Annotated in this window: 15 protein-coding genes, 1 pseudogene and 1 riboswitch; of the genes and pseudogenes, 10 read left to right on the top strand and 6 right to left on the bottom strand. The window is 72.4% G+C overall.

What is annotated here, in order from left to right:
• Positions 1–1,441: dihydrolipoyl dehydrogenase family protein (locus G6R24_RS03265; RefSeq protein ID WP_163547685.1), on the bottom strand; the 1,441-nt coding region annotated here is incomplete at its 3' end.
• Between the two features lie 473 nt (positions 1,442–1,914).
• On the opposite strand from G6R24_RS03265, the gene gnd reads away from it, so the two are divergent.
• Positions 1,915–2,931 carry a phosphogluconate dehydrogenase (NAD(+)-dependent, decarboxylating) gene (gene gnd, locus G6R24_RS03270; protein ID WP_163547686.1) on the top strand — a complete coding sequence of 339 codons (1,017 nt, stop codon included), beginning with the start codon at positions 1,915–1,917 and terminating at the stop codon, positions 2,929–2,931.
• 58 nt (positions 2,932–2,989) lie between these two features.
• Here gnd and G6R24_RS03275 read toward each other — a convergent pair.
• The 4 genes and pseudogenes from G6R24_RS03275 to G6R24_RS03290 all read right to left on the bottom strand — a co-directional run bounded on the left by G6R24_RS03275 (position 2,990) and on the right by G6R24_RS03290 (position 7,324).
• Positions 2,990–5,396: pseudogene (locus tag G6R24_RS03275) on the bottom strand (ATP-binding cassette domain-containing protein).
• Positions 5,397–5,447: 51 nt separating this feature from the next.
• On the bottom strand, positions 5,448–5,861 hold the full coding sequence (locus tag G6R24_RS03280) for a VOC family protein (RefSeq protein WP_163547687.1): 414 nt from the start codon (positions 5,859–5,861) through the stop codon (positions 5,448–5,450).
• 5 nt (positions 5,862–5,866) lie between these two features.
• On the bottom strand, positions 5,867–6,406 hold the full coding sequence (locus G6R24_RS03285; protein WP_225438061.1) for a helix-turn-helix transcriptional regulator: 540 nt from the start codon (positions 6,404–6,406) through the stop codon (positions 5,867–5,869).
• An 84-nt stretch (positions 6,407–6,490) separates the two neighbouring features.
• A complete protein-coding gene (locus G6R24_RS03290) occupies positions 6,491–7,324 on the bottom strand; it encodes a hypothetical protein (protein ID WP_192029087.1) in 834 nt (277 codons plus the stop codon).
• A 433-nt stretch (positions 7,325–7,757) separates the two neighbouring features.
• Between G6R24_RS03290 and G6R24_RS23580 the strand changes: the two genes are divergently transcribed.
• The 9 genes from G6R24_RS23580 (at position 7,758) to G6R24_RS03325 (ending at position 18,790) form a co-directional block, all read left to right on the top strand.
• A complete protein-coding gene (locus G6R24_RS23580) occupies positions 7,758–9,047 on the top strand; it encodes a hypothetical protein (RefSeq protein ID WP_338083893.1) in 1,290 nt (429 codons plus the stop codon).
• Entirely contained in the window at positions 8,975–11,014 is a 2,040-nt protein-coding gene (locus G6R24_RS23585; RefSeq protein WP_338083892.1) for an ATP-binding protein, read from the top strand. Before G6R24_RS23580 ends, G6R24_RS23585 begins: the two co-directional genes overlap by 73 nt.
• A gap of 300 nt (positions 11,015–11,314) precedes the next feature.
• On the top strand, positions 11,315–13,663 hold the full coding sequence (locus G6R24_RS03300; RefSeq protein WP_175084442.1) for a hypothetical protein: 2,349 nt from the start codon (positions 11,315–11,317) through the stop codon (positions 13,661–13,663).
• Between the two features lie 114 nt (positions 13,664–13,777).
• Positions 13,778–14,431: a type IV toxin-antitoxin system AbiEi family antitoxin domain-containing protein gene (locus G6R24_RS03305; RefSeq protein ID WP_225438062.1), complete on the top strand. Its 654-nt coding sequence runs from the start codon at positions 13,778–13,780 to the stop codon at positions 14,429–14,431.
• A 74-nt stretch (positions 14,432–14,505) separates the two neighbouring features.
• Positions 14,506–14,685: a hypothetical protein gene (locus G6R24_RS21830; protein WP_225438063.1), complete on the top strand. Its 180-nt coding sequence runs from the start codon at positions 14,506–14,508 to the stop codon at positions 14,683–14,685.
• A 165-nt stretch (positions 14,686–14,850) separates the two neighbouring features.
• Positions 14,851–14,973, top strand: a riboswitch (TPP riboswitch).
• On the top strand, positions 14,963–15,955 hold the full coding sequence (locus G6R24_RS03310; protein ID WP_225438064.1) for an ABC transporter ATP-binding protein: 993 nt from the start codon (positions 14,963–14,965) through the stop codon (positions 15,953–15,955). (Overlaps the previous riboswitch by 11 nt.)
• Positions 15,952–16,920 carry an ABC transporter permease gene (locus tag G6R24_RS03315; protein ID WP_225438065.1) on the top strand — a complete coding sequence of 323 codons (969 nt, stop codon included), beginning with the start codon at positions 15,952–15,954 and terminating at the stop codon, positions 16,918–16,920. Before G6R24_RS03310 ends, G6R24_RS03315 begins: the two co-directional genes overlap by 4 nt.
• Positions 16,917–17,933: an ABC transporter substrate-binding protein gene (locus tag G6R24_RS03320; RefSeq protein WP_163547688.1), complete on the top strand. Its 1,017-nt coding sequence runs from the start codon at positions 16,917–16,919 to the stop codon at positions 17,931–17,933. The genes G6R24_RS03315 and G6R24_RS03320 overlap by 4 nt, the downstream gene beginning before the upstream one ends.
• Positions 17,930–18,790, top strand: a complete 861-nt coding sequence (locus G6R24_RS03325; protein ID WP_225438066.1) for a TenA family protein — start codon at positions 17,930–17,932, stop codon at positions 18,788–18,790. The genes G6R24_RS03320 and G6R24_RS03325 overlap by 4 nt, the downstream gene beginning before the upstream one ends.
• Here the strand turns inward: G6R24_RS03325 and G6R24_RS03330 are convergent.
• Positions 18,748–20,610 carry a class I SAM-dependent methyltransferase gene (locus G6R24_RS03330; protein ID WP_163547696.1) on the bottom strand — a complete coding sequence of 621 codons (1,863 nt, stop codon included), beginning with the start codon at positions 20,608–20,610 and terminating at the stop codon, positions 18,748–18,750. The two genes, G6R24_RS03325 and G6R24_RS03330, sit on opposite strands and share 43 nt — an antisense overlap.
• Between the last annotated feature and the right edge of the window lies 1 nt (position 20,611).

Here is a 20,611-nt window from a genome sequence, read left to right on the forward strand (position 1 = left end):
GTCTCAGCCACACCTCGCTGACCGTCGGAAATGCCGGCACCGCGTGCCAGAGCCGATCCAGTGACACCTCGCCGACAATGGCGATGGTTGCCGCGTGCAGCAGTTCCTGGGTGTCGGCGCCGGTGAACGTCGCCCCGACCACCACCCGTCGGTCCTCCTCGATGACCAGCATCGACGTGCCGACCGCACCCGTCCCCCGCACCGACGCGCCCGCCACCCCGCCGGTCGGGACACGAACCGTGCGCACCGCGAGCCCCGCCTCGCGCGCCGCCCGTTCGGTCAGTCCCACCGCCGCCACCTGCGGATCGGTGAAGGTCACCCGTGGCACCGCCCGCCCGTCGGAATGGTCGCGGGCGGGCCGTCCGACGCTGTCGTGGCGTCCGACGATGACGTCCGCGGCGATGCGGGCCTGGTACTTGCCCATATGGGTGAGCAACGCCCGGCCGCAGACGTCGCCGACGGCGTACAGCCACCCCTCGGGGACCGCCCGGGCCCGCAGGTGTTCGTCCACCTCGACGAACCCGCCGGGACGCGACCCGATCGTCTCGAGGCCGAGGTCGTCCGTCGCCGGGGTACGCCCCGCCGCCACCAGGATCTCGTCCACGACCAGTTCCCGCACCACCCCCGCCGGACCGGTGACCTGGACGGACACCTGCGGACGGCGCTGGTCGACCCGGTGTGCCGGCGGGCGGTGCACCGCCGTCGCCCGGGTGTCGACCAGCACGGTGATGCCCTCGGCCTCGAACGCCGCCCGTACCTCGTCGCCGACGAACTCCTCCTCGCGGGCCAGCAGCCGCGGCGCTCCCTCCACGACGGTGACCGACTCGCTGCCCAGCCGTCGAAACGCCTGCGCCAGCTCGGCTCCGACCGCCCCGCCACCGAGGACGACCAGGCTGCGCGGCACATGCCGGGCGCCGGTCGCCGACCGGTTGTCCCACGGTTCGGCCTCCGCCAGTCCCGGCACCGGCGGGATGGTCGCCCGCGTTCCCGTGGCCAGCACCACCGCTCGCGACGCCACCAGCAGCCGTTGCCCACCGTCGGCCAGGGACACCCGCACCTCACGTGGCCGGCCGGTCAGGCGGCCCGTGCCCCGCACCAGCTCGACGCCGCGCTCGGTCAGCCACGGAACCTGGCCGTCGTCGTGGTAGTCGCTCACCAGCTCGTCGCGGCGGGCGAGGACGGCCGCCACATCCAGCTGCCCGGTGACCGCCGCGGCCGCGCCCGGTACCCGACGGGCCGCCGCGAGCACCTCCCCCGGGCGCAGCAGGGTCTTGCTGGGGATGCACCCCCAGTAGCTGCACTCGCCGCCGACGAGTTCCCGCTCGACGATCGCCACCGCGAGCCCCGCCCGCGCGCACCGTCCCGCGACGTTCTCCCCCGCCGGCCCGGCGCCGAGCACGATCACGTCCACACCCGCGCCGTCGGTGCTGGTCCCGTCCATGGGCGCCTCCCAGGCTGCCGTCGGCCGACGTCCATCCAGCCGACGTCCGGCCGTTACCTCGTCCCGCCAGGATGACCATGGCCACCTGGCCGTGACCATTCGACACGGCTACTACCCTCGCCGCGGCCGCTACCCCCGTCTCGGCCGCGTGCTCTGGCACGGTCGGGTCCGTACCGTACGCGGGCCGACCGTGCTGATCCGTGAACGGCGACGCCCGGCGGCGAGGCGGGGCCGGCCCACCGGCGATGGGAGCGGTACGAAAGGTGCGACGGTGACGAGAAGCACTCCGCCCGATCGGACGCCACGCCGACCGCGATCGGGAGACCCGTGGTGTCAAGGGAACAATGGCAAGACAAGCCGAAGCATGGTCCGGTCCGGTTGCCCCATGTCGTCGCGATCCCCGTCGACGGGACCGCACGCCATGGCGTGTCACCGGGAGCGGACCACCGAGAACGAGACGAGCGGGAGACGAGATGCAGCTCGGGATGGTCGGACTCGGCCGAATGGGTGCGAACCTGGTGCGCCGCCTGATCCGCGACGGCCACGAATGCGTGGTCTACGACGTGAACGCCGACGCCATCAAGGCTCTCGAGGCCGAAGGCGCCACGGGGGCCCGGACCCTCGCCGAGTTCGCCGAGGCCCTGCGCCCACCACGCGCCGCGTGGATCATGGTGCCGGCGGGCCTGACCGGCGAGACCGTGGCCAAGGTGGCCGAACTGTTCGCCCCCGGTGACATCATCATCGACGGTGGCAACTCCTACTACCGCGACGACATCCACCGGGCGAAGGAGCTCGCCGGGCGCGGCCTGCACTACGTGGACGTCGGCACCTCCGGCGGCGTGTTCGGCCTCGAGCGCGGCTTCTGTCTGATGATCGGCGGTGAGACCGACGTCGTCGCCGGACTCGAGCCGCTGTTCGAGACGATCGCCCCCGGCGTCGGCGACGTGCCGCGCACCCCCGGCCGTACCGGCGAGCCGACCCAGCCGGAGAAGGGCTACCTGCACTGCGGCCCCGCCGGCGCCGGCCACTTCGTCAAGATGGTCCACAACGGCATCGAGTACGGCATGATGGCCGCGTTCGCCGAGGGCCTCGCCATCCTCGACAAGGCCAACATCGGCCACGAGATCGCCGAGCACAACGCCGAGACCACACCACTGGCGAACCCGGAGTACTACCAGTACGACCTGGACACCGCCGCGATCTCCGAGGTCTGGCGGCGCGGCAGCGTCGTGGCCTCGTGGCTGCTCGACCTCACCGCCACCGCCCTCGTCGAGGACCCGGAACTCACCGAGTTCTCCGGCCGGGTCTCCGACTCCGGCGAAGGCCGCTGGACGGTGCTCGCCGCCGTCGACGAGGGCGTGCCCGCCCACGTGCTGACCGCCTCGCTCTACGAGCGCTTCAGCTCCCGCGGCGAGGGCCTGTTCGCCGACAAGCTCCTGTCCGCGATGCGCAAGCAGTTCGGTGGCCACGCCGAGCAGCACAAGTCCTGACCCGGACGGCCGACCGCTGACGCCTCACCGCTGACGGCTGACGGCTGACGGCTGGCGGTCAGGCGTCGATGTAGGCGGCGAGGTGTTGGGCGGTCAGCGTCGTCCGGGCGGCGACGAGGTCGGCGGGCGTCCCTTCGAAGACGATCCGGCCGCCGTCATGGCCCGCGCCGGGACCGAGATCGATGATCCAGTCGGCGTGGGCCATGACGGCCTGGTGATGCTCGACGACGATCACCGACTTGCCGGCGTCGACGAGCCGGTCGAGCAGGGCGAGCAGTTGCGCGACATCGGCCAGGTGCAGGCCGGTGGTCGGCTCGTCCAGGACGTAGACGCCGCCGCGTTCGCCCAGGTGGGTGGCCAGGCGCAGCCGCTGACGCTCACCGCCGGACAGCGTCGTCAGCGGCTGGCCGATCCGCAGGTACCCGAGGCCGACGTCGACGAGCCGGTCGAGGATGACCCGGGCCGCCGGGGTGCGGGCGTCGGCGGGACCGGCCGCGCCGAAGAACGCGGCGGCCTCGGCGGCCGACATCGCCAGCACCTCGCTGATGTCCCGACCGCCCAGGTGGTACTCGAGCACCGACGCGTCGAACCGGCGGCCCTCGCAGTCCTCGCAGGTCGAGGCGACACCCGCCATCATCGCCAGATCGGTGTAGATGACACCGGCGCCGTTGCAGGTCGGACAGGCGCCCTCGGAGTTGGCGCTGAACAGGGCGGGTTTCACCCCGTTGGCCTTCGCGAAGGCCTTGCGGATCGGGTCGAGCAGACCGGTGTAGGTGGCGGGGTTGCTGCGCCGGGAACCACGGATGGCGCTCTGGTCCACCGAGACGACCCCGGCGGACGCCGGGATGGAGCCGTGCACGAGCGAGCTCTTGCCCGACCCGGCCACCCCGGTGATGACGACCAGGACGCCCAGCGGGATGTCGACGTCGACATCGCGCAGGTTGTGGGTGGCGGCGCCACGGATCCGCAGCCGCCCCTTCGGCGTGCGCACCGTCTCCCGCAGGGTGGCGCGGTCGTCGACGTGCCGGCCGGTGACGGTACCGGCGGCCCGCAGCCCGTCGACGGTGCCCTCGAAGCAGACCGTGCCGCCGTCGGAGCCGGCGCCGGGGCCGAGATCGACGATGTGGTCCGCGATGGCGATCGTCTCGGGTTTGTGCTCGACGACGAGCACCGTGTTGCCCTTGTCCCGCAGGCGCAGCAGCAGATCGTTCATCCGGGCGATGTCGTGCGGGTGCAGCCCGGTGGTGGGCTCGTCGAAGACGTAGGTGATGTCGGTGAGCGACGAGCCGAGGTGGCGCACCATCTTGACCCGCTGCGCCTCACCGCCGGACAGCGTGCCCGAGGGCCGGTCCAGGCTCAGGTACCCTAGGCCGATCTCCACGAACGAGCCCAGGGCATGGCGCAGGGACGCGACCAGCGGCGCGACCGACGGCTCGTCGATGCCCTCGAGCCAGCCGGCGAGGTCGCTGATCTGCATCGCGCAGGCGTCGGCGATGGAGATCCCACGGATCTTCGAGGATCGGGTCGCCTCGGCCAGCCGGGTGCCGTCGCAGTCCGGGCAGGTGGTGAAGGTGACCGCCCGGTCGACGAACGCCCGGATGTGGGGCTGCATGGCCTCACGGTCCTTGGCCAGCATCGACTTGCGGATCTTCGGGATCAGCCCCTCGTAGGTGAGGTTGATCCCGTCCACCTTGATCTTGGTGGGTTCCCTGTGCAGGAGGTCGTGCAGCTCCCGTTTGGTGAACCCGCGAATCGGCTTGTCCGGATCGAAGAAGCCGCAGCCGTTGAAGATCCGACACGAACCAGCCGTCCATGCTGTAGCCGGGGATCGTGATGGCACCCTCGTTCAGCGATTTCGTGTCGTCGTAGAGGGCGGCCAGGTCCAGGTCGGACACGTTGCCGCGGCCCTCGCACCGCGGGCACATGCCGCCGGTGCGGGTGAACGTCGTGCGGACGGCCTTCGCCTCGCTGCCCCGTGCGACCGTGATCGCGCCGCTGGCCCGCACGGACGGCACGTTGAACGAGAACGCCCCCGGCGGGCCGATGTGGGGCTGCCCGAGCCGGCTGAACAGAATCCGCAGCATCGCGTTCGCGTCGGTGACGGTCCCGACGGTGGAGCGTGGGTCGGCGCCCAGCCGCTGCTGGTCGACGGTGATCACGGTGGTCAGCCCGTCGAGGACGTCGACGTCCGGGCGCGACAACGTCGGCATGAACCCCTGGACGAACGCGCTGTACGTCTCGTTGATCAGACGCTGCGACTCGGCGGCGATCGTGGCGAACACCAGCGAGCTCTTGCCCGACCCGGACACCCCCGTGAACACCGTGAGCCGCCGCTTGGGCAGTTCGACACTGATGTCGCGCAGGTTGTTCTCCCGGGCGCCGTGCACCCGGATCAGATCATGCCGATCGGCCACCACGGGCGCCACGGGCTTGGACACCGCGGACGTGGACGTGGACCTGCTCATCGTGTCCCATCTCGGCCATGGCGCACCTGGCCATGGCCCTGCCGAGGTGAGTTAGCGGATCTGTTGGAGGCGGATCAGGGTGCCGGCGGGGTCGCGCACCGCGCAGTCCCGGACGCCGTAGGGCTGCTCGGTCGGCTCCTGGACGATCTCGGTCTCGCTGGCCTGCAACCGGTCGAAGACGCCGTCCAGGTCCGCGGTGGCCAGCAGGATCATGGCGTAGGTTCCCTTGGCCATCATCTCGGCGATGGTGCGCCGCTCGTCCTCGGTGACCCCGGGATCGGCCGCCGGCGGGGCCAGCACGATGGACGTCCCGGGCTGGTCGACCGGGCCGACCGTGATCCAGCGCATCGCGCCGTGCCCGACGTCGCCGCGGACCTCGAAGCCGAGGATGTCCCGGTAGAAGGTCAGCGACGCCTCCGGGTCATGATGCGGGAGAAAGCTGCTGTGAATGGTGATGCCGCTCATGACGGTCAGGCTAGCTGCGGCTCTGTGACCTGCGCTTCTCCATTTCTGACCGGATCGTCGGTCACCTCTGGTGGTCGACTGCGCACCGACCTGCCCGCCGGGACGCGGACCGGCCTGCTCACCTGCCTCGCCACACAGGCCGGCAGCCCCTGGGTCGAACGCGCGGCCGCGCGCCGGTAGGCGGTCGGCGCCATCCCGACAAGATCGGTGAAACGGCTGCTGAAACTGCCCAGCGACGAGCAGCCGACCGCGAAGCAGACGTCGGTGACGCTCAGATCGCCGCGACGCAGCAGCGCCATGGCCCGTTCGATCCGGCGGGTCATCAGATAGGAGTAGGGCGGCTCACCGTAGGCGAGGCGAAACTGTCGGCTCAGGTGCCCGGCGGACATGTACACGCCGCGGGCCAGCGCCTCGACGTCGAGCGGCCGGGTGTACTCCCGGTCGATCCGGTCGCGGACCCGGCGCAGCAGCACGAGCTCGCGCAGCTGGAGTTCCCGCGCGCGTCGGCCGCTCACCGCGGCCGTCACCTCGACTCCGACTGTCACCTCGACTCCGACTGTCGTCTCATGGCGGTCATCGTGCCACGGGGGTCCGACAGTTTCCGACGCTCCCGCCGCGGACCAGCGCGGCTACACGTCGGCGCTGAGATCGGCCACATCACCCATAATGATCATCGGATGGGCCCGGGGTGACAGCCAGCGCATGACCGAGACCAGCGTGTCCTGGGTGAGCGCGACGCAGCCGCGGGTCGGCGCCTGATGGTCGACGTGCAGCCAGATGTCCCCACCCACCTGGTCGCCGAGTGGACGGCCCGGGTCCGAGGGCGGGCGTCCGGGGACCCGGTTGTAGTCGATCGCGACGACGTAGTTGAACGCGTCCGCGAGTGGCTCGCCCTGCGGTGCCGCGGTCTGGTAGAAGGACGGCTGGTACTCGTAGGGCAGCGCCGAACCGGGGTCCGGGAGCCGACCACCGGCCGCCGTCAGGCTGAACACGCCGATCGGGCTGCGCAGGTCACCCTCGTGATGGGCGCCGGTCCACCCGTTGGCCCCGTTGCGCCCGGTCATCGGCGCACCGAAGGAGACCCAGGGAGACCGCGTGCTGGCTCGCTGCCACAGCAGGACGCTGTTGGTGTTCGCGTCACGATCGATCCCGGTGACCGGGATGGCCTGAAGTGCCGCTCGGGGCACCTTGGCCATCATCACCGAGCCGATGCCCGGGATCGCCCCGCCGTGGCCGACGACGGTCCCGGGGCCGGGTGCCGCCGCCCCGTTCGGACCCATCGGCCGCGCCGACGCCGATGTGGGCCGGGTGGAGCCGTCCGCGGAGTCGTCAAGGTTCAGGACACCCGCGGCACCGACGACGAGGGCCGTGCCGATGGCCGCCAGGATGATGACGGACGGTCGGCCGCGGACGGCCCGCGCGCCCGATCGCGCGGCACGCCCTGCCCTGCGGTGATCAGCCATGTCTCCGGTTCCCGGGCCACGCCCTGGGCGGGCGCCATCCTGCTCTGGGCGGCGTTACGCGGCGGCGGGTCCAGCGAGAGGACCATGCCCGGTCGCCCACGGCGACCTTCCCTCCGCCGCGCAGGTGCGACTCACCCGGACCACTTCCGACGATACGTTCAGCGCTTTCGCGGCCTCGGGGTGGTCCCGGGCTCCGCCCCCGTCCAGACGGCCCACATTCGCGGGTCACGCGACCTCCTGCGACATCTCGACCGACACTGCAGAGCACATCCCTGTCCGTGCTCTTTCGATCACGCAAGGAAACATCTCCCTCACGCGAGGAGAGCGCCAAACCACGCCGAGACGCGACGAATGGAACAATGACGGCGACGCACCGCATCCGTGCTCGGGCGGCTGCCGCCCTGGGGCTCTCAGCGAAGCAGGCTCGACGACCGTGCTCGACGGATTCCAGTTCCATCGCATCCTCAGCGCCCCGCGCCGCCCGGACCCGGGCGCCGGGCCCGATCCCGTCCCATCCGCCCTGTTCGCGGCCCTGGTCGGCGCCCATGCCGAGCTGATCGCGCTCGAGGGCGAGGGACGGTCCGGGGCGGGCCTCGCCCTCGCGTGGCTGCGCGGTCCGGGCGAGACCCACATCCAGGTCCTCGCCGGCGGCCGACCGTACTTCCCGCCGGACACCGCCGCCCTCACCGCGGCCGTCCTCGCGTCGCCCCCCGCACCGACGGGCCCCGAGCAGCCACCGGACGATCCGCCGCGCGGCCTCCTCGAGGACGCGCGGCTCGGTCAGCGACTGCCGCGACTCCCACCGCCACCCGGTTCTCCCCCACCCGGTGTACATCGGTCGGGGGCGCCGCAGTCGGCGTCCCGGCGCCCGGACCAGCACAGCGATCCCGTCCCGATGCTCTATCCGCCGGGCGCCACCGCGCGGCCGGTCCCGTCCGAGACGGTCGCGGCCAACCTGGCGCGCCTTCCGTACTGGCTGCGGTGCGCCGGCGCACCCGACGCGCTGTGGGCGAACGGTTCCAGCGGTCAACCGGGTGGCGGTAACACGGCCGGCGGCGGTGGCGGGCAACCCGCCGGTGGCGGGCCGCGCCGCGGTTCGTTCGATGACTACGCCGCGCACCTGTCCGGGCCGTTCGCCTGGCTGGTGGTCGCCTGGCCGGTCCCGCCGGAACACCTCGACGCCGAACGGGACGCCCTCGCCCGCAGCATCCCGGCACTGCGCATGCGCGAGCACGACCAAGGCGCGCGGCTCGACCTCGAACGGGCCGAGAACCGGCATCGGGAACTCGGCCGGGCGGCCGCCAGCGGCATGTGGGATATCGAGATCCTCGTCGGCGCGGCCAGCCGAGCCAGCGCGTTCTCGGTGGCCGCCCTGCTGTGCAGCGCCAGCGACCTTGACGATCTGCCCTACACGCTGCGCCCGCTGGGCCCGGTGAGTTCACTGGCGGGTGCCCTGGCCGCGCGCACCCCGCCCGCATCGCCGGCGTCCGCGCGCAGCCCCTTCCGCGCCGGCGCCGAACTGCTCGCCGCGCTCGCCCGCCCGCCCGCGAACTGCCCGGTATCACCCTGGTCACCCCGCACACGTTCGACGTCACCCCGGAGGGCCCGAACCGCACCGGTCCGGCCGATCCGGCCGGGTCGCCGGGCGCGGTGCGTCTCGGGGATGTCCTCGACGCCGGCTGGTCGCCGGCGGGAACGCTCAGTGTCACCCGGACGACGCTGAACCGGCATGCGTTCGTCTGCGGCGCCACCGGCTCGGGGAAGTCGCAGACCGTGCGTGGCCTGCTCGAATCGCTGACCCGCATGCCGGACGCCATTCCCTGGCTGGTGCTGGAACCGGCGAAGGCGGAGTACGCGCGGATGGCCGGGCGCCTCGCCGACCTGACCGACCCCGCGCGTCCCGGCGGCGGTGGACGCGGCGAGGTGCTGGTCATCCGGCCGGGCCGGCTGGACGCGCCACCCGCCTCGCTCAATCCCCTGGAACCCGAGGCCGGATTCCCGCTGCAGAGCCACCTTGACCTTGTCCGGGCGTTGTTCCTGGCCGCTTTCGAGGCGCACGAGCCGTTTCCCCAGGTCCTCGCCCGCGCGTTGACCGCCTGTTATGTCGATCTGGGTTGGAATCTCGTCCTGGACCGGCCCGAACCCGCGCACCGCCCGCGTCTGCACGTTCGCGGGCCGCGCGCCGACCCGCTCGTCGACGCGCGCCGGCGTTACCCCACCCTCGGAGATCTGCAACGAACCGCCACCCGGACCGTGGAGAACATCGGCTACGGCGCGGAGGTCACCGCGGACGTCCGCGGCTTCGTCGACGTACGCATCGGCAGCCTGCGCCAGGGCAGCCCGGGCCGTTTCTTCGAGGGCGGCCATCCACTCGACATCGGCGCCCTGCTCACCCGCAACGTGGTCTTCGAACTCGAGGACATCACCAGCGACCAGGACAAGGCCTTCCTGCTCGGAGCCGTGCTGATCCGCGTTGTCGAACACCTGCGGGTGCGGTACGGGGCCACCGGTGCCGGCGGACTGCGCCACGTCCTCGTCGTCGAGGAGGCCCACCGGCTGCTGAAGAACGTCACCGACGGTCCGGCGGCGGCCGCCGTCGAACTGTTCGCCTCGCTGCTCGCGGAGATCCGCGCCTACGGCGAAGGTCTGGTGGTCGTCGAGCAGATCCCGGCGAAGATCCTGCCGGATGTCATCAAGAACACCGCGCTGAAGGTGATGCACCGCCTGCCGGCCGCCGACGACCGCGAGGCTGTCGGGGCGACGATGAACCTGCGCCCGGAACAGTCCGAAGTCGTGGTGGCGCTGCCAGCCGGCGTCGCGGCCGTCAGCATGGACGGTATGGACCGCCCCGTACTCGCCCGGATGACCGCGGGCGACGCGCGTGAGTCGACCCGGCAGGCCCGCCATGTCAGCGTCCCGCTGGCGGCACGACGCAGCCCCCGCTGCGGACCGGTGTGCCGCACCGAGCGCCCCTGCGATCTCGGGGAGACGGAGACCGCGGCCCTCGCCGCGAACGACCCCCTCGTCGTGCTGTGGGTGGAGGCGCTCGCCGCGCACCAGGTGATGGGATTCGCCCATCTGCTTCGGGAGGACCCGTTCGGCCTGTCCGCGGCGCTGCGGGCTCAGCTCGAGGCGGCGCCACCACGCCACCTCGACTGCCTGCTCGCGCACGCCGTCGACCGGGCGGTCGCGGCTCGTGCCACGCTGCTGGCGCCCTTCGTCGACCCCGACGAGTTCGCCGACGCGCTGCACACCACCCTCCGCCGGCAGCTGGCCGGCCCGGCCGATGCCGGCGACCGGGACGGGACCGACTCGCGGCGGCTCACCGCCGGGGTGTACCGATGGCAGGACATCCGCGTGGCGCTCGGTGAGGCGGTGGGCCGAGACGGGGAGAACGCGCCCCCGCATCCGCTCACGGACTCCTGGTACGACCGCGGCCTGGACATCACCGGCGACACTCTCGGCGAGCAGCTCTCCTGGCTTCGGACGAGCACCGTCTACACCCACGGAGCGGACCAGGTCTGCCTCGGCGACACCACCGGCAGCGGCCTGCTCGAGGCGGTCCGGAAGATCGGTGGCGGGACGGACCAACCCGCCGTTCTCCGCGCTGTGCGCCAAGCGTGCGACGGCCCGCATCTGGCGGACCTCGTCGACCAGATCGCCAACCTTCTCCACGCCGACAGCCCGTGATTCTCCAAGCGGCCAGGCCCGGACGACCACACCGGCGCACATCCGACGACGCCGTCGTCACGCGCGTCGACCACCGCCCCGCACGCGGTCGCCGGAGCGCGACAGAACGGACACTACGCGCCATACTGTCGACGGGGAGAGACCAACACACGACGCCAGGTGCCCGATCTCGGCCGCCCTCGCACGGCGGACGCCACCGAGCGATGCTCGCTCGACGTGGCGGCGCGGGGCAGGGACCCGAGCGCCGGGTGACAGCCGGGTGACAGAGAGCCAGTCGGTCAGCCAGGTCGGGGGACGAGGATGGAGAGGGCGACACTGGCGGCGCAGGCGACGCTGGCGCGGGGCCTGTTCGTGCCGGCTGAACGCTGGGGCTGGGAGTTCGTCGATGGCGGCCCGCCCACACCGAGCCCAGTCGCCGAACAGCGACCGGTGTTCACACCGCCGAGGCTGCCCGATCTGCGGGCGATCTCCGACCGGCGCGACCGGGCGCTGCGGCTGCTCTGGGTCAGGATGCTCCTGCCCGTCGCGTTCGGCGTCCTGCTCGCCCACGACGGCGGGATCCTCTTCGTACCGGCCGGATTCGGCCTCGCCGTCCTGACCGGACTACCGGTCCTGGTGCATCAGCTACGGCTCGTCCGGGCACGCAGGCGCACCGCGACGATCACGACCAGGGCGCGGGCCGCGCACGACAGGGCGACCGCGGCATGGCAGGCCGAGGTCTCGGCCCATGATCGGACCGAGCGGCGGCGGCGGGCGGCCAGCAGCGCCTTCCATCCGATCACCGCGCCGGCTTCGACCCCGCGTGTGGACGTGTTCGGTGGCGACGGCGACGGCTGGGCCAGCCTGTTGGCCACGGCTGGCGCGTCCCTGCTCGCCAGCGGGACCGGTGTGCTGCTGGTCGACCTCAGCGAACGGACGGTGGGCGGTGGTCTGGCCCGACTCGCCGGTGAGGTCCGGTGCCCCGTCGAGTCGTGGGACCTGCCCGGCCAGCTCGACGAGGTGCGGCTGCTCGCCGGTCTGGGGCCGCGTGAGGCGGGTGAGCTCGTGGCGGACGCCTTCGAGCCGACGGGAACACGTGAACCGGATCCGCACCGTCGGGCGCTGCACGCCGATCTGATCAGCGCGGTCACCGAGGTGCTCGGGCAGGATCTGACGTTCAGCCGTCTCGCCGAGGGCCTGCGGGTGCTCGAGGGGCTCGAGGACGGCACGCGCACGACGGCGATCTCCCCCGCGCAGGCCATGGAGCTGGTCGGGCGCATGAACGCCTTCGGACGCGGCGAGCGCATCCCCGACGAGCTGCGCTACCTGCGTTCCTCGCTGCGGGCGCTGTGCCCGCCCGCGCCGGCCGGCGCCACGGACCCCAGCGCCTGGGACGTGGCGGGAACCGGCGCCCTCGGTGCGGGGCCGGCGCACCTGGCCGGGGGACGTGCGCTGTCGACGTGGTGGCCGGTGCGTGGGTTACGGGTGATCGCGACCTCGAGCCGGACCACGGCGATCGCCCACAAGGAGCTGGCCGACCGTCTCGTCGTGCAGGCCCTGCTCCGGCAGCTTCGGCGGCGGATCCAGCTTCCTGTGGCGGGGCGCGACCTCGTGGTGGTCGCCGGTGCGGACGGTCTCGGACGCCCGGTACTGACGGCGCTTGCCCGCCAGGCCGAGACAGCCGGCACGCGTCTGGTGCTGTTGTTCGAACGGCTCGCTGACGACACCGAGCGCCTGCTTGGCAGCCAGGGCGCCTCCACGATCATCATGCGGCTCGGCAACGGCAAGGACGCCACCACCGCGGCGGAGTTCATCGGCCGCGGCCACCGGTTCGTCCTGTCGCAGGTGACCGCGCAGGTCGGCCGAAGCTTCACCGCCGGCGACAGCGACAGCGTCGGCACCCAGGACGGCACCTCCGACACCACCGGGACCAGCGGTGGTTCCGCCAGAACCTACGACGGCACCCGGCTGCTGCCCTGGTTGCAGAACTCCTCGACGAACACCGGCTGGCAGGAGTCGGTGACGACCTCGCGTTCACGCACCTGGCAGCGCACCGTGAACACGTCGGTCAGCGACTCGACGACCGACGGTGAGACCTCCGCGCGGGTCTACGAGTTCCTGGTCGAACCGACCACCGTGCAGACCCTGCCCACCACGGCCTTCCTGCTGGTCAGTGCGGTGGACGGACCGGGACGGGTCGCCATGGGCGACTGCAATCCCGGCACGGTGTTGCTGCCCGGGGTCTCTCCCGTCGATCGGGACACCGCCGCGCGCTCCCCCGACCCGGCGGCGCTACCGGCGGAGCCTGCGCGAGCGGTCGAGTCCACGGCCTGGCCGACAGCGGGTGGATGGTCCTCGGCCGGCTCCGTACCGGTGCCTCCCGAGCTGCTCACACCGCGAGCGACGGACTTCGCCGTCCAGCCAGCCGCTTCACGACGCGACATCGACGTGGCGTCGGGTGCGACCTCGGGTGCGTCCGGCTGGGTGCCGGAGACCTCGCCGCTGATCTCCCAGCCGCGCCCTGCTGGCGGGCGGGCAGCGACCGGTGGGATACCACCAGAACCACCAGGCCCCTCGGCGGCACCGGTCACCCGGCCCGCCGATGACAGCGGCGAGCGACCACCGCGCCGTGGCCGGCGACGGATCAACCCACCACGCACACCGACCTGAACCCAGCTCGCCCTGAACCCAGGGCGCCGCCGCACCCGGCTTGCCAGCCGCCAAATTATCCACAGTCAAAAGAAGACCCTGGATCAACGGCAGAACAACCATCATTGTCGACTCATGGCCCATAACCCTGGCCGACTCTCCTGGCAGGAGATCGCCACCATCCAGGCCGGCGTGATCACAGTCCGCGATGCGGTCGCCGCCGGTGTCCCCCGAACCGAGATCCGCCAGCACGTCGCCGACGGGCGCTGGCGACAGCCCTACCGCGGCGTGCTGATCACCGAGCTGAGCACGGTGGGCGACATGCAGCCCCTGTGGGCGGCGATGGAAGCCGTCGGCCGCGACGGCGTGCTGGCCGGCGCCGCGGCGGCTTCACTGGCCGGGCTGGCCGGCTACACCGATGAACCGGTGACCATCCTGGTGCCCACCGCCCGCCGCATCACGGCACCCCCGGGCATCGTCGTGCGGCACAGCGCCCGCCTCGAACAGGCCGATCTCGACGGCTGGCGGCTGCCCCGTCGCACCAGGCCCAGCCGATCCGTCATCGACATGGTCGAGTGGGCTCCCTCCCAGGCCGCGGCGGTGTCGATCCTCGGCGCCGCGGTGTCCCAGGAGGTGGTGACACTGCGCGGGCTACGGGACGCGCTGGCCCGGCGTGGCCCCATCACGCGCCGGACCCTGATCGCCGAGACGCTCGACGCGCTTGAGGTCGACGCGCCCCGGCTGGCCGAGGCGATGTTCCGCCGCCTCGAACAGCAGCCCGCTACCTGACCGACGGCCCACCCGACGAGCCGACCTCGCAGCTGCGCGTCTGCTTCGACCCGTGGCCGGTCCAGGCCGAGGTCGTGCCCATCCTCGGTCCGCCCTGCACCGTCGATGACAGCGCGGGTCACCTCGTCGTCCGCCTGCCCACGCGGATGCTGCGGGAAGCACCGGAACAGGCCGTCACGTTCGTCACCGGGGCGTTGCGCAGGCGGGGATGGGTGTCGGCCGTCCCCGCCCAGGCCGCCGCGCTGGCCTCGTGAGCCGCCCGGGCCGGGCTCCGGCCCGGTAGTCGCCTCACCCGTGCCCGCCCATCGGGTTCCGGCTCGCGACGCCGACGCCAGGACCCGATGGGTGACGGCGATGCAGGTCACGGTGGGCGATCGGGGCCGTGGGGTTGGCGAAGGACTGAACGTGCCGTACTTTTGGGCGAACAATGCGGGAGCTTCCACCCGAGGAGGCTGAGAGGGCGGCTGGGCATCAGCCCGGCGCCGCCGACCGCCTGAACCTGTCCGGGTAATGCCGGCGTAGGGAGTCATCGTGGTCGGGCGCCGCCGCCGCACAGCCGAAGCACGCCCGAGCAGCGCACCGTCCGACCCGGTACCGCCGTCCGATCTGGTATCGCTGTCCGATCTGGTATCGCCGTCCGATCCGGGTATCGAACTGGCCGGCATCCGCCGCGGTTTCGGCGACACCCTCGCCGTCGCCGACGTCGATCTGCGCGTCGAGCCCGGCAGCCGCCTCGGGATCGTCGGGCCAAGCGGGTGCGGCAAGTCGACGTTGCTGTCGATCGTCTGCGGGTTGGACGAGCCGGACGCCGGGCGGATCAGTGTGCTCGGTGCCACCACGGCGCCGGGCCGCCTCGCCCACTGCGCGTGGATGCCGCAGCAGGATCTGCTGTTGCCGTGGCGCAGCGTCCTGGCCAACGCCCGCATCCCGCTGGAGAACCAGGGCCGTGGCCGCGAGGAGGCGTCGCGGGAGGTCTGGCCGCTGCTGGAGCGGTTCGGTCTCGCCGACTTCGCCGGGCATCGACCGGCCGCGCTGTCCGGGGGGATGCGCCAGCGGGTGTCGTTCCTGCGGACGCTCGCCGCCGGCAAACCGGTGCTGCTGCTCGACGAACCGTTCGGCGCGCTCGACGCGATCACCCGTGCCGACCTGCAGGACTGGCTGCGTTCGACGCTCGTCGGCGAGCCGCGCACGGTCCTGCTCGTCACCCATGACGTCGAGGAGGCGCTGCTGCTGTGCGACCGGGTCGCGGTGATGTCCGCCCGCCCCGGCCGGATCGTCTCGACCTTCGACGTGCCCACCTTCGACAGCGGCCCCACCGTCGGCGGCCCAGCCGTCGGCGCCGGGAACGGTCGTACCGCGGGTTCGGTGCGGCGGGCACGCCTGGCCGATCCCCGGTTCATCGCCCTGCGGGATGCCGTTCTTGCCAGCCTGGAGCGGGCCCGCGAGCCGGAGGCGCCGGAGGCGCCGGACCAGGACGCACCGCGCTTCCGGGGCGGCGTGGCGACACCGGAATCCGTGCGATGAGCGGCCGGTCGGACAGCGGCCGCTCGACGCGGGCGCTGTGGCCCGGTGTCGTGGTCGGCCTGGTGGTGCTGGGCTGCTGGGAGTTCGTCACCCGGGTGCTGCGGGTCGAGGAGTACATCCTGCCCGCACCGGACCAGGTCGCCTCGACGCTGGTGCGCCGCTGGAACGACACCCTGGCAAGCGCCACCTGGGTGACGGCGAAGGAACTCGTCGCCGGATTCGCCCTGTCGCTCGCCGCGGGGCTTGGCATCGGCTGCGCCCTGCACTTCTCCGCTGTGGCACGGCGCGCGCTGTACCCGCTGCTGATCGGCTCGCAGACGATCCCGATCGTGGTGATCGCGCCGATCCTCGCGATCGTGTTCGGCTACGGGATCACCCCGAAGCTGATCCTGGTCGCGTTGATCTGCTTCTTCCCGGTGGTCGTCGGTACGCTCGACGGCCTCGCCTCGGTCGATCCGCGGCTGGTGGCGATGATGCGCACGCTGCACGGCGGCCGGATGGCGATCTTCGTCCGGGTGGAGTTCCCGGCGGCGCTGCCCTCGGTGTTCACGGGGCTTCGGCTCGCCGCCGCCTACGCGGCCACCGGGGCGGTGTTCGGCGAGTACTCCGGTGCCGCCGACGGACTTGGTCATGTGATGCGCCAGGGTGTGCCGCAGTTGCAGTCCGACCTGGTGTTCGCGGCGATCGTCCTGCTCACCGCCATGTCGGTGGCGCTGTTCGCCCTGGTGTGCGCGGCCCAGCGGCTGCTCGTCCCCTGGCATCGTCCCGCCAGCACGCATGCCACCGCCGGCACCCGCCCGGGCGGGAACGGAATCCGGGCGGGCGGGGGCCGCGCGCGTGTCATGCGCCGCGCTGGCGGCGATCGTGCCACCGCCCGTCCCGACGGCGCTGGGAATCCTCCCGCCGCCCCGGTCGACGGGGTCCGCACCACTGTCTGTTCGGCCCGAGAAGGGAACGTTCGATGATCTCGCCGCGCCTGCGCCGGCTGACCCTCCCAGCGGCCGCACTGCTCGCCGTCGTCCTCACCGCCACGACGGCGTGTGGTTCCGACGATGACGCGGGCAGCGCACAGCGAGCGGCCACGGTGCTGCTCGACTGGGAACCCAACCCGGACCATCTGGCCCTCTACGCGGCGCTGGACGGCGGTGACTACCGGGATGCCGGGCTCAACGTCACGCTGCGCTCGCCGTCCGACCCGTCCGATCCGTTGAAGCTGGTCAGCACCGGCACCGTTGACCTGGGCATCTCCTACGAACCCGAGGTGATCATCGGGGCGGCGCAGAAGCTCGACGTGGTGGCGGTGGGCGCGCTCGTCCCGACCGCCCTCAACTCGATCATGGCGATCGGGTCGGCCGGTATCACCAGCGCCGCGGATCTCGCCGGCAAGACGATCGGCACCGCGGGGCTCAGTACCGACGAGGCGTTCCTGGATGCCATCGCCCGCGCGAACAAGATCGATCCGGCGTCGCTGCACCGGGTGGACGTCGGCGCCGACCTGCTTCCGGCGATGATCTCGAAGAAGGTCGACGCGACGCTCGGCGCCTACCGCAACGTCGAGGGTGTCACGCTCACCGCCCGTAACCTGGCACCGAAGGTCATCCCGGTGACCGACGCCGGCGTGCCGCAGTACGACGAGCTCGTGATCGTCGCCAAGCGGAGTCGACTCGCCAGCGACCCGGCCTACGCCACCCTCGTGCGCGACTTCCTGCGGGCGACCGCCGCCGGCAACGCGAAGGCACTCGCCGATCCGGAGCAGGCGAGCGAGACGCTGCGCGACGCCGCCGACGGCTACGACCCCAAGCTCCTGCCCACCATGATCAAGGAAACGGCGCCGCTGCTGCGCAACCCGGATGGCTTCGGCCGGATGGACGTCACCGACTGGACGTCGTTCATCACCTGGATGCGCACGGAGAAGCTGATCACGTCCACGGTCGCGGCCGCGGACGTCGTCACCAACCAGTACCTGCCCGCCCGGTGAGCGAGCCGGTTCCCCTACCGGCGCCCGCGACGGGCCAGCCGTCCGACCTCGGTGGCTTCGCCGCCGTGCCCGGCGTCGCCACGTCCGGGTCGTTCACCGCGCAGCTGTGGACGTCGACGCGGGAGATCTACCAGGCGATCCTGCGCCATCCGTTCCTCACCGGGCTCACCGACGGCAGCCTGCCCCGGTCGGCGTTCGGCCGCTTCATCGTGCAGGACACCCATTACCTGCGCGACTACGCACGGGCGTTGGCGGTGCGCGCGGCCAAGGCACCGACCGAAGCGGATGTGCGCGCCCTGGCCACCGACGCCGCCGATGCCATCGCCGCCGAACAGGCGATGCACGCCGACCTGCGCCAGGCCCTGGCCGGCGACGGGGACGGGGGTGGTGCGGCCGGGGTGCGGGACCTCGTCGGGCCGACGACGCGGGCGTACACCAGCTATCTGCTGGCCACCGGGTACGGCGGGTCGTTCCTCGAAGGTCTCGCCGCGGTGCTGCCCTGCTACTGGATCTACGCCCGGGTGGGCGCGGAACTGCTCGCCGCGTCCTCCCCGGATCCGCTCTACGCCCGTTGGATCGCCGCCTACGGCGATCCGGCCTTCCAGACGGTGGCCGACCGGGTCATCGCGCTCACCGCTCGGTCGGCGCGCAGGCGTCGCCGACCGAGCGGGAACGCGCCACCGACCATTTCGTCATCACCGCGCGCTACGAGTGGATGTTCTGGGACGCCGCCTGGCGCGGTGAGACCTGGCCGGTCTGAGCGCACCGCCGCCCGACCGTCCCGTACCGACACGGCTGGTACGGGACGGTCGGCTCAGAGCTCGCGACGGGCGATGATCAGGCAGGTGCTGGAGTAGCGGGGGGCGTGGACGAAACGCCGGCAGAGGCGGTCGGCCACCCGGGCCAGGGTCAGCAGCGGGCTCACGATCGCCATCATCAGCGCCCAGGCGACCGTCGCGACCGGGCCGGCGGCCCGGCGCAACCAGGGCATCGGCTGGGGGGCGACGGCGTTGACGGCGAACCGCAGTGCCAGCGTGAGATCGCCGGGGCCGCAGGGGGCGGCGAAGCGGACCAGCACGGGCCGCAGGCCCCGGTCGGTCAGCGCGGCGAGCAGGTTGTCCACCGGGATGAAGTGGGCGCGTTCGGGGATGGCCCAGCCGGACCAGAACCGGCCGAGCAGCCGTGCCTGCACCGATTCGGCGTTCGCCAGTTCGCACAGCAGCAGGCCGCCGGCGGGCAGGGCCTTGGTGACGGCGTCGAGTTCGGCGGACGGGTCCTCGCTGCCTTCGAGATAGCCGAACATGCTGATCACGTCGTACTGGCCGGCGACGGAGTCCGCGATGTCGGAAAGCCGCCCGTGGTAGGCGTGGTCGACCCAGCCGCGGCGCAGGCCCTCGTCGAGGCAGGCGGAGCTGTCCGCTCCGTCGAACACGGTGGCCGGCCAGCGTTCGCGGGCGGCGTTGGGCAGATGCCCGAAGCGGGAACCGACGTCCAGCCAGGTGCGGGGCAGCCCGAACGGCCGCACGGCGGCGACCTGGTCGCGTCGGTCCCGGGCGATCACCGCGAGCACCCGTTCGCCGAGGTCAGCGCGCAGCCCGTCGTACCGGTCGCGCTCGTAGAACTCCTGCCCCTCGGCGTTCAGCGCCGGGTTGAGGAACATGTGCCCGCAGTGCTCGCAACGGTCGAGGGTGAACTCGCCGGGTTTGCGCAGCAGCATGTCGGGGGCGACCAGCCGGACGGCGAGTTCCGTCGACCCGCACCACGGGCAGTCGTCACGGGCCCGGCGCAGGAACCGGTCGAGACCTTCCTGCACCTCGCGGTGGTAGGCGTCACGGCTGGCGGCGCGGCGCGCCCGGGCGGCGTGTTTGACCGGGTCGGCGGGCAGACCGGCGGCCTTGGCCGCGGCGGCCCGCGCCGACTGGGTCCGTCCGGCCCGCACCGAGTCGATGACGAACAGCACACCGCCGAGGATCCGCACCAGCGGTGAGCGGATCAGGTCGCGGGGGGCCAGCGGCACCCGGCCGGCGCAGACGACGAACGGCTGGAACCAGAACAGGGCCAGCGCGGTGATGCCCCACGCCTGGTTGTAGTGCAGACCGATACCGGTGGCGGCCTGGGGGACGAACGGGAAAAGCTGGTAACGCCGGGTGAACCGGTAGGCCCGCTGCTGCACCCGGGCCCGCATCGCGGCGTCGTCGCGGGCGGCCCGCAGACCGGGCAGGACGGCCAGGTCGGTCGAGTCCGAGGCGAACAGCTTCACCCGCTCGGTGATGTCGACGAGTTCGACCGGGTCGAAGTCCTCCCGGGGGCTGATCCCGGCGCGGTCGAGGATCTCCGAACGCACCAGCAGCGCCTGGAAGGCCCCCCGGCCCGGCACGCAGCGGTCGGTGCGGTAGATGCGGGTGTCGACCATCCGGGCGACGTCGAGAGCGCGTTCGACGGTCAGGTCGGTCGGCACCAGGTCGAGGACGTCGAGGTGGTCCCGGCTGGCGTGGTAGCTGGCGGCTCGACGGGCACCCTCGGTCATCTCGACGCCGGCTGCGACGAGGAACTCGTGCCGCGGGTCGACCGGCCGGCCGGAGGCGGGAACGGTCTCCAACCGGCGCAGCCGGCCACGCAGCCGCACCGCATTGATGATCAACCCGACGCACACCGCGGGCGCCAACCACGCGAGCAGC

This window comes from Candidatus Frankia nodulisporulans (assembly GCF_902806475.1).
In the GTDB taxonomy this organism is placed as follows: domain Bacteria; phylum Actinomycetota; class Actinomycetes; order Frankiales; family Frankiaceae; genus Frankia; species Frankia umida.

Coding starts and splice junctions, on each gene's coding strand:
- gnd (WP_163547686.1), top strand. CDS start 1,915: ATGCAGCTCGGGATGGTCGGACTCGGCCGAATGGGTGCGAACCTGGTG.
- G6R24_RS03280 (WP_163547687.1), bottom strand. CDS start 5,861: ATGAGCGGCATCACCATTCACAGCAGCTTTCTCCCGCATCATGACCCG.
- G6R24_RS03290 (WP_192029087.1), bottom strand. CDS start 7,324: ATGGCTGATCACCGCAGGGCAGGGCGTGCCGCGCGATCGGGCGCGCGG.
- G6R24_RS03300 (WP_175084442.1), top strand. CDS start 11,315: ATGGAGAGGGCGACACTGGCGGCGCAGGCGACGCTGGCGCGGGGCCTG.
- G6R24_RS03305 (WP_225438062.1), top strand. CDS start 13,778: ATGGCCCATAACCCTGGCCGACTCTCCTGGCAGGAGATCGCCACCATC.
- G6R24_RS03315 (WP_225438065.1), top strand. CDS start 15,952: ATGAGCGGCCGGTCGGACAGCGGCCGCTCGACGCGGGCGCTGTGGCCC.
- G6R24_RS03320 (WP_163547688.1), top strand. CDS start 16,917: ATGATCTCGCCGCGCCTGCGCCGGCTGACCCTCCCAGCGGCCGCACTG.